Here is a 7628-nt window from a genome sequence, read left to right on the forward strand (position 1 = left end):
CAGGTCTGCGATCTGTTCTCCGACGAGGAATGCTACAACTACTTCAAAGCCGCAGGTTATGAGGTCGATTGAGTGCAACAGGCTCTAAGCCTCCACTGCCTCGGTTTGACGATCGAATACGCCTATGCCCTGACGAAGCTGCGTTGTCTGGACAGGCGAGCGGGTCGCGGGTGGTCATGCCGAGCCAGGCACCGACAGCCAGGGAGTTTCGGAAGTCGTCCGGATGTTCGACCGCGGCAACATAGGAGATCGCTGTGATGGCGCCGATGCCGGGGATGGTCACAAGGAGCTTCGTGCCTGTGCTTTGCCGTGCCGTGGCAAGCAGGTGCTGACTCAGACGGGCGGCACGTTTGCGCAACTCGAGCCAGACCTCCGGCAGCGGCAAGATGATCTGCGCCAGCAGGCTGTCATCTCCACCAGCTTTCGGACGTGGGAATCAAGCACACGCCCGGTGCCCTTCGGAACGATAAGTCCAAAGGTTTTCATGAAGCCACGGATCTGGTTGGTCAGCTGGGTCGTCATGTCCAGGAGCTGAGCAAGCGCGGCAATGAGCGTGCGGATCCGCATGGCTACAAACGATTTCACCCGCACGGCCTTGTAAAAGCCAGCCTCAGCCAACTGCGCCAAACCATCCGCGTCATTCGCATCCGTCTTGTTGAGGGTCTCGCTGAGTATCTTCTGGGCGTGGCGCGCTTCGATGCAGATCGCGGGCAGCCCTTCCTCCGTCAAGGCGTGAAAGAACCAGGTTGCCAGCGGGCCGCTCTCGAGGATGACGTTCTGGGGCTGAGCCGCGTGCTTGCGAATGGCCTGGGCAACGGCCTTCGGGGCAGAAGGCCTTTCCCTCGCCAGATCCGCCGCCCGCCCTGGCGGATCGAGATCGTTGTGTCCTTCAGGGAAACATCAAGTCCAACATACCGGTCAATGGTCATTCTCCATCCGATGGCGCGGCCAAGCCGTTCGTCGGCCCGGCGTCCCCAGCACATCGGGCGGCGGCGGGGTGCCACGATACGGCCTCCGAGAAACGCGGCGCGCGATTACCCCATGTTCTGCGGCACAGCCACAAGGGCCCGGTTCACCTTGCCTGGCCGGCGCGGCCCCGTGGCGTTCAGCGGCTTGGTCGGCGGGACCGTGGCGCGTCACTCCACCCGTTGCCACGTTCCGGCATTGCGGCAGATCATCATCACGCAGCCGCCAATGTCCAGCAGATTGCCGCGCAGCTTCAGGCGCGCAGTATAGCCACGGCCGGTTTCGGGGTTGATGATGCGGCCTTTTCCATAGCCGCCCTCGCCCGTCGCCACGATCCTGTCCAGGATCAGCGCGCCAAGATCATCCGCCCGGACCGCCTGGCCCGCAGCATCGAAGGTTCGGATCACCGTGCCGCACAGGCCGCCCCGCACGGGACGATCTCGACATGACCGAAGCCGCCATCCTTGCCGGGCTGTGTCCGCCAGGTGCCGGCCAGCGGATCGGCCGCGACTGCGGGACTGGCCAGAAGGGCAAGGGCGGCAAGCCCGGGAAGCAGGTGTTTCATGCAATTGCCTTGATGATTGTCCCAGGTTGCACACGCACCCGGAAAGCGGGCCGGGCTGCAACAGGAATGTTCACGCGCAAAGTACGAAAAAGGGCCGGTACAAACCGGCCCTTTCCATCAGTCAGTGCGCAACCGCGCTTCCCGCGCCCCTGTCGTCGCGCGCAGAGGCAGCCCGGGCGATCTCGGCCGCTTCCTCGGCGGCCTCGTCCCATTCGACGGGCTCGGGCATCCGCACCAGCGCGTGCTTCAGGACTTCGCGGACATTGCTGACCGGGATGATGGTCAGGCCGGTCTTCACATTGTCCGGGATCTCGGCCAGATCCTTTTCGTTGTCGGCCGGGATCAGCACCGTCTTGATGCCCCCGCGCAGCGCCGCCAGCAGCTTTTCCTTGAGCCCGCCGATGGCCAGCACGTTGCCGCGCAGCGTCACCTCGCCGGTCATGGCGACATCCTTGCGAACGGGGATGCCGGTCATCACCGACACGACCGACGTGACCATGGCGATGCCTGCCGAGGGGCCGTCCTTGGGTGTCGCCCCCTCGGGCACGTGGACGTGGATGTCGCGGCGGTCGAATTCCGGCGGCTTGACCCCGATCTCGGGCGAGATCGAGCGCACGAAGCTGGAAGCCGCGTCGATCGATTCCTTCATCACGTCGCCCAGTTTTCCGGTCGTCTTCATCCGGCCCTTGCCCGGCAGGCGCAGCGCCTCGATCTGGAGAAGATCGCCCCCGACCGAGGTCCAGGCAAGCCCCGTCACCACGCCGACCTGATCCTCCTTCTCGGCCAGGCCATAGCGGTGGCGGCGCACACCCAGGTATTCCTCGGCCTTGGCGGCATCCACCGTCACGGACTTGACTTGGCCCTTGAGGATCTCGGTCACGGCCTTGCGGGCCAGCTTGGCGATCTCGCGTTCCAGCGAACGGACCCCGGCTTCCCGCGTGTAGTAGCGGATCACATGGGTCAGCGCGTCGTTCGTCACCTCGAACTCACCTTTGCGCAGGCCGTTCGCCGCGATCTGCTTGGGCAGCAGGTGCTGGCGCGCAATCTCGCGCTTCTCGTCCTCGGTATAGCCGGAGAGGCTGATGATCTCCATCCGGTCCAGAAGCGGCCCCGGCATGTTGTAGCTGTTGGCCGTCGTCACGAACATCACGTTCGACAGGTCGTATTCCACCTCGAGATAGTGGTCCACGAAGGTCGCGTTCTGTTCGGGGTCCAGCACCTCGAGCATCGCAGACGCCGGATCGCCCCGGAAGTCCTGGCCCATCTTGTCGATCTCGTCCAGCAGGATGAGCGGGTTGGTCGTCTTGGCCTTCTTCAGGGCCTGGATGATCTTGCCCGGCATCGAGCCGATATAGGTCCGGCGGTGGCCGCGGATCTCGGACTCATCGCGCACGCCGCCTAGCGAAATGCGGATGAACTCGCGTCCCGTCGCCTTGGCGACCGAACGCCCCAGCGAGGTCTTGCCGACGCCCGGAGGGCCGACGAGGCACAGGATCGGGCCTTTCAGTTTCTGGCTGCGGGTCTGCACGGCCAGGCATTCGACGATGCGTTCCTTGACCTTTTCCAGACCGTAGTGATCGGCATCCAGAACCTTTTCCGCCGCGACCAGATCCTTGCGGGTGCGCGACTTCACGCCCCAGGGCAGGGCCAGCAGCCAGTCGAGGTAGTTGCGCGAGACCGTCGCCTCGGCCGACATCGGTGACATCGACTTCAGCTTCTTCAGCTCGGCCTCGGCCTTTTCGCGGGCCTCCTTGCTGAACTTGGTGCGCGCGATCTTTTCCTCAAGCTCGGCGATCTCGTTCTGGCCGTCCTCGCCGTCGCCAAGTTCCTTCTGAATGGCCTTCATCTGCTCGTTCAGATAGTACTCGCGCTGCGTCTTCTCCATCTGGGTCTTGACGCGGGACTTGATCTTCTTCTCGACCTGCAGGACCGACATCTCGCCCTGCATCAGGGAATAGACCTTCTCAAGCCGCTCGGCCACGTCCAGCGTGTCCAGCAAATCCTGCTTCTTGTCGAGCGCGATGCCCATGTGGCCCGCAACCAGGTCGGCCAGCTTGCCCGGCTCCTTCGCCTCGGCCACGGCGGTCACGACCTCCTCGGGGATGTTCTTGCGGACCTTGACGTAGCGCTCGAACTCCTCGGCCACGGTGCGGACAAGGGCGGTCACGGTCGCGCCATCGCCCGGCGTCTCGGCCATCAGAATGGCGGTGGCCTCGAAGTGATCGTCGTTCGGGACGAAGCCGGTGATCTGCACGCGCTCGCGCCCCTCGACCAGGACCTTCACGGTCCCGTCGGGCAGCTTCAGCAGTTGCAGGACGTTGGCCAACACGCCGGCAGTGTAGATGCCGTCTTCGGTCGGCTCATCGACCGAGGCGTCCCTTTGCGCCGCCAGCAGGATCGGGCTGTCCGATTCCATGACCGTTTCCAGCGCGCGGACCGATTTTTCGCGACCCACGAACAGCGGAACGATCATGTGGGGAAAGACCACGATGTCGCGCAAAGGCAGCACCGGATAGGTCGAAGCAGCGAATTCGTTCATTATGCGTTCCTTTCTGCCCGAAGCCGTGGCCCCGTCATGGCGACACACGGCCCCTGCGTTGGATCAATTTAGGGCTGTGCGGGGCGGCATTCAATATGACGCAAAAAATGCCCGATATTCCTGTCCCGGCGGCTATCGGGGAATGACGATCTCGGCGCGCAGGCCGCCCAGCCGCTGCCCCCGGCCCAGCCGAAGCTGCCCGCCATGGGCGCGCGCCACATCCGCCGCGATGGCAAGGCCCAGGCCCGCGCCGCCGCCGCTGTTTCGGTTGCGCGACGAATCCAGCCGCGTGAAGGGGCGCATCGCGGCCTCCATCGCGTCGTCGGGAATGCCGGGGCCATCGTCCTCGACCCCGATGCGCAGGCTACGCGGCCCCAGCGCGGCGTCCAGTTCGGCGCGGGTGCCATGGCGCGCGGCATTGCCCAGCAGGTTTTCCAGTGCACGGCGCAGCATGTCGCGGCGAAAGGTCGCCCGGCCAGCGGTATCGCCCTCCAGTGCCCGCAGGACCACATGCTGCCCGGCCCGCTGGGCATCGGCCACGATGCCGTCCACGAATTCGGAAACCGGGGTGGGCTCGGGCGCGCTGTCCTGCGCCTCGTCGCGGGCGTAGTCCAGGAAGGCATCGACCATGCGGTTCATCTCGGCGATGTCGGCCTCCATCGCGCGCAGTTCCTCGTCATCGGGCGGCAGGTCGGGCGAGATCATCGACAAGCCCAGCCGAAGGCGCGTCAGCGGCGTGCGCAGGTCATGGCTGATCCCCGACAGCATAAGCTTGCGCTGCTCGTTCTGGCGTTCCAGCCGGTTGCGCATGTCCAGAAAGGCCGTGCCCGCGCTGCGCACCTCGGTCGCGCCGGACGGGCGATAGGCGACGATCCGGCCCTTGCCGTAATCCTCGGCCGCGTCTGCCAGGCGGCGGATGGGGCGCAACTGGTTGCGCAGGAACACGGTGGCGATCCCCGTCATCAGCAACGAGGTGAAGACCATCAGCACCAGCAACTGATGCGGGTTCGAGGCGCTGACCCGGCGCCGGTCGAAGGACAGCGAATACGGGCCGGCCTTGCCGTCGATGGTCACGATCACGCGCTTGTCGTCGTGTGCCAGGTCGATGGCGCGGATGGCCGGCAGATGGGCGCGCAACTCCTCGATCACCACCCGGCCGGAAAAGTCGTAGAACAGGCGGCGGTCGCCCGCCCCGTCCGTTTCGGGCGCGCCGATGGCGATGCCAAGGGGCACGGCGATCTCTCGTCCCGCATGGCGCTGCCCTTCGGCGCGGTCGATCCGCGCCGCGACGAAGGCCAGTTCGCGCGCCATGCTGGTGGTCATCTGCCGCGTCACGCCATCGAAATGGCGTTGCAGGAACATCACGCTGACCACAAGCGTCACGACCACGACAGGCAGGAACAGGATCAGCGCCGCGCGGCCGTAAAGCCCGCGCGGGAAGACGCCCTTCAGCCAGCCGCCGCCCTCTGCCTGGTTCGCCATGGAAATCCCCATCGGTCGTGCTAAGGCTAGCGGCATGGACGGACGGACGAAAGACCTGCTGCGCATCCTGGCCCCGAACCCCTCGCCGCTGACAGGACCGGGCACCAACACCTTCCTGCTGGGCGGCGAAGGGGTCGCGGTGATCGACCCCGGCCCCGACGATCCCGGCCACCTGGCGGCGATCGTCGCGGCGGGGCGGGGGCGGATCAGCCACATCCTTGTGACCCACGCGCATCGGGACCACAGCGCCGGCGCGCCCGCGCTGGCGCGCATGACCGGGGCGCCGGTGCTGGCCTTCGGCGATGCCCTGGCAGGCCGGTCGCCGATGATGCAGCGCCTTGCCGGTGCCGCCACCGGCGGGGGCGAGGGGCTGGATCTGGACTTTGCCCCCGACATCGCCCTGCGCGACGGCGACATGGTCGAGGGCGCGGACTGGTGCCTGACCGCGCTGCACACCCCCGGCCATGCCGGGGGGCACCTGAGCTTCCTGTGGGGCGACCAGATCCTGTGCGGCGACGTGGTGATGGGCTGGTCCTCGACCATCATCTCGCCCCCGGACGGCGATCTGGGGGATTACCTGCGCACGCTGGACCGCCTGGCGCAGTTCGGCCCGCGGCGGCTGCTGCCCGCCCATGGCGACCCCATCGAGTCCCCGCAGGCCCGGCTTGCCGAACTGGCCACCCACCGGCGGCTGCGCACCGCCCAGATCCTGGCGGCCCTGCGCGAGGGGCCTGCCGACGCCGCGACACTGGCACGGCGCCTGTATGACGTCGCCCCCGCCCTTCTGCCCGCCGCGACCCGCAACGTCCTTGCCCATCTGCTGGCCCTGGCCCAGATCGGCGCCGTGGCTCCGGTGGGCGATTTGCATCCGCAGGCCGAATTTGCGTCTTTGTGAAAAAAAACGTCACGCATCCCTCTGGACGCCCCCGGAATGCATTGCTATACGGCCCCCGTGTTCCGGCGTAGCTCAGCGGTAGAGCAGTTGACTGTTAATCAATTGGTCGTAGGTTCGATCCCTACCGCCGGAGCCAATATTACAAGGGCTTAGCCAGAAATGGCTGAGCCCTGTTTCTTTCGGGGGAACACGGGGGGAACACTTGTGATGGGTGGAAATCGGCGTTGCAGTTTAGCAAACCGTATGACACACGGGGAACAAGCATACCCAAAGAACGTTTGGTCTGCGGTCTCTTAGTAACGAGCAGCGTACGCTGTGTTAACAATCTATTTTCTTGCGTTCGATAGAGTCGGCGCTATGTTCCAAGTAAGGGCGCAGCGCCTGAGGAGTGGAGAAAGCCATGTCTGATCGGAAACCTTGCATAATCTGCGGGCGCGTCCATGCGGCTCCTTCCTTCTGCGCAAGTGCGCTTGCCGCTAACTCTAACTTCGTCCCCGTGGCTAAGAATGCCCCGCGCAAACGTCTGAGTGCGCAGGAGGCGATGAAGTTGACCAAGGCGCGTTATGGGAAGACTCTTGCCTATCTCGCATAATGAGTTTTGCACTACCTGAAGATCTGGAAACGATCTCCTTTTTAGACAGGGAGATCGTTTTTGAGTTTCATCAAGACGTTCTTGAGCCTGGACAGCTAAGTGGCTGCAAGAGTGTGGATGATCTGGAATCAGCGCTCGGTAGGGTTAGGTCAGCAGCCTATTATGATCCTAATGCCGATTTGGTGAGGCTAGCTGCTTATTACTGGCATGGAGTCTCATCGAATCACGCATTCCAAGATGGCAACAAGAGAACCGGCTTTGTTTGCATGGTGAACTTCTTGTTGATGAACGGACTAGAGTTCTGCGCACCTGATGTCGAAATGGGTCCGCTGATTGAAAGGCTGTTTAATGAAGAAAGATTTAGCCTAGACGTACTGGACCACATCGTGAGGACCAGTACCCGCCCCTATGTGGGGTAGCATAGCTTTCTACTAAGCTATGAGCATTATTCCGAGAAGCATTTTTTCGCCTGCTCTAGAGTTGAAAGGCTAAAGCAGTAAGACGTAAGCGCGACGGCGTTCCCCTTCTGCCTCTTGTAATCTGCTTGGGCCATTCTGCACGCGCATGAGCGTGGGAGTGTTGGCTTGGA

The 7628-nt window shown here is 64.1% G+C and carries 8 protein-coding genes and 1 tRNA gene; 3 read left to right on the plus strand and 6 right to left on the minus strand.

Going from position 1 to position 7628, the window contains the following annotated elements:
* Positions 1–43: 43 nt before the first annotated feature.
* From J0F76_RS21410 to J0F76_RS19345, 6 genes are all read right to left on the minus strand, one after another.
* Positions 44–283, minus strand: coding sequence for a transposase (locus J0F76_RS21410; protein WP_377707286.1), 240 nt, complete (start codon positions 281–283; stop codon positions 44–46).
* A gap of 50 nt (positions 284–333) precedes the next feature.
* Complete coding sequence (locus tag J0F76_RS19325; protein ID WP_207472005.1) at positions 334–849, minus strand: IS110 family transposase; 516 nt, start codon at positions 847–849, stop codon at positions 334–336.
* 287 nt (positions 850–1136) lie between these two features.
* Positions 1137–1397, minus strand: coding sequence for a DUF2147 domain-containing protein (locus J0F76_RS19330; RefSeq protein ID WP_207471992.1), 261 nt, complete (start codon positions 1395–1397; stop codon positions 1137–1139).
* Positions 1370–1531, minus strand: a complete 162-nt coding sequence (locus J0F76_RS19335; RefSeq protein ID WP_207471994.1) for a hypothetical protein — start codon at positions 1529–1531, stop codon at positions 1370–1372. Before J0F76_RS19335 ends, J0F76_RS19330 begins: the two co-directional genes overlap by 28 nt.
* A 121-nt stretch (positions 1532–1652) precedes the next feature.
* Entirely contained in the window at positions 1653–4070 is a 2418-nt protein-coding gene (lon, locus tag J0F76_RS19340; RefSeq protein ID WP_207471997.1) for an endopeptidase La, read from the minus strand.
* 132 nt (positions 4071–4202) lie between these two features.
* The gene (locus J0F76_RS19345; RefSeq protein WP_207471999.1) at positions 4203–5552 is read right to left on the minus strand and encodes an ATP-binding protein; all 1350 of its coding nucleotides are present in this window, start codon (positions 5550–5552) and stop codon (positions 4203–4205) included.
* A 34-nt stretch (positions 5553–5586) separates the two neighbouring features.
* On the opposite strand from J0F76_RS19345, the gene J0F76_RS19350 reads away from it, so the two are divergent.
* The 3 genes from J0F76_RS19350 (at position 5587) to J0F76_RS19360 (ending at position 7458) form a co-directional block, all read left to right on the plus strand.
* The gene (locus J0F76_RS19350) at positions 5587–6447 is read left to right on the plus strand and encodes an MBL fold metallo-hydrolase (protein WP_207472001.1); all 861 of its coding nucleotides are present in this window, start codon (positions 5587–5589) and stop codon (positions 6445–6447) included.
* A 61-nt stretch (positions 6448–6508) separates the two neighbouring features.
* A tRNA-Asn gene (locus J0F76_RS19355) sits at positions 6509–6583 on the plus strand.
* Between the two features lie 455 nt (positions 6584–7038).
* Complete coding sequence (locus J0F76_RS19360; protein WP_207472003.1) at positions 7039–7458, plus strand: type II toxin-antitoxin system death-on-curing family toxin; 420 nt, start codon at positions 7039–7041, stop codon at positions 7456–7458.
* Positions 7459–7628 lie beyond the last annotated feature (170 nt).

Origin of the sequence: Paracoccus fontiphilus (assembly GCF_017356265.1) — a bacterium.
In the GTDB taxonomy this organism is placed as follows: Bacteria; Pseudomonadota; Alphaproteobacteria; order Rhodobacterales; family Rhodobacteraceae; genus Paracoccus; species Paracoccus fontiphilus.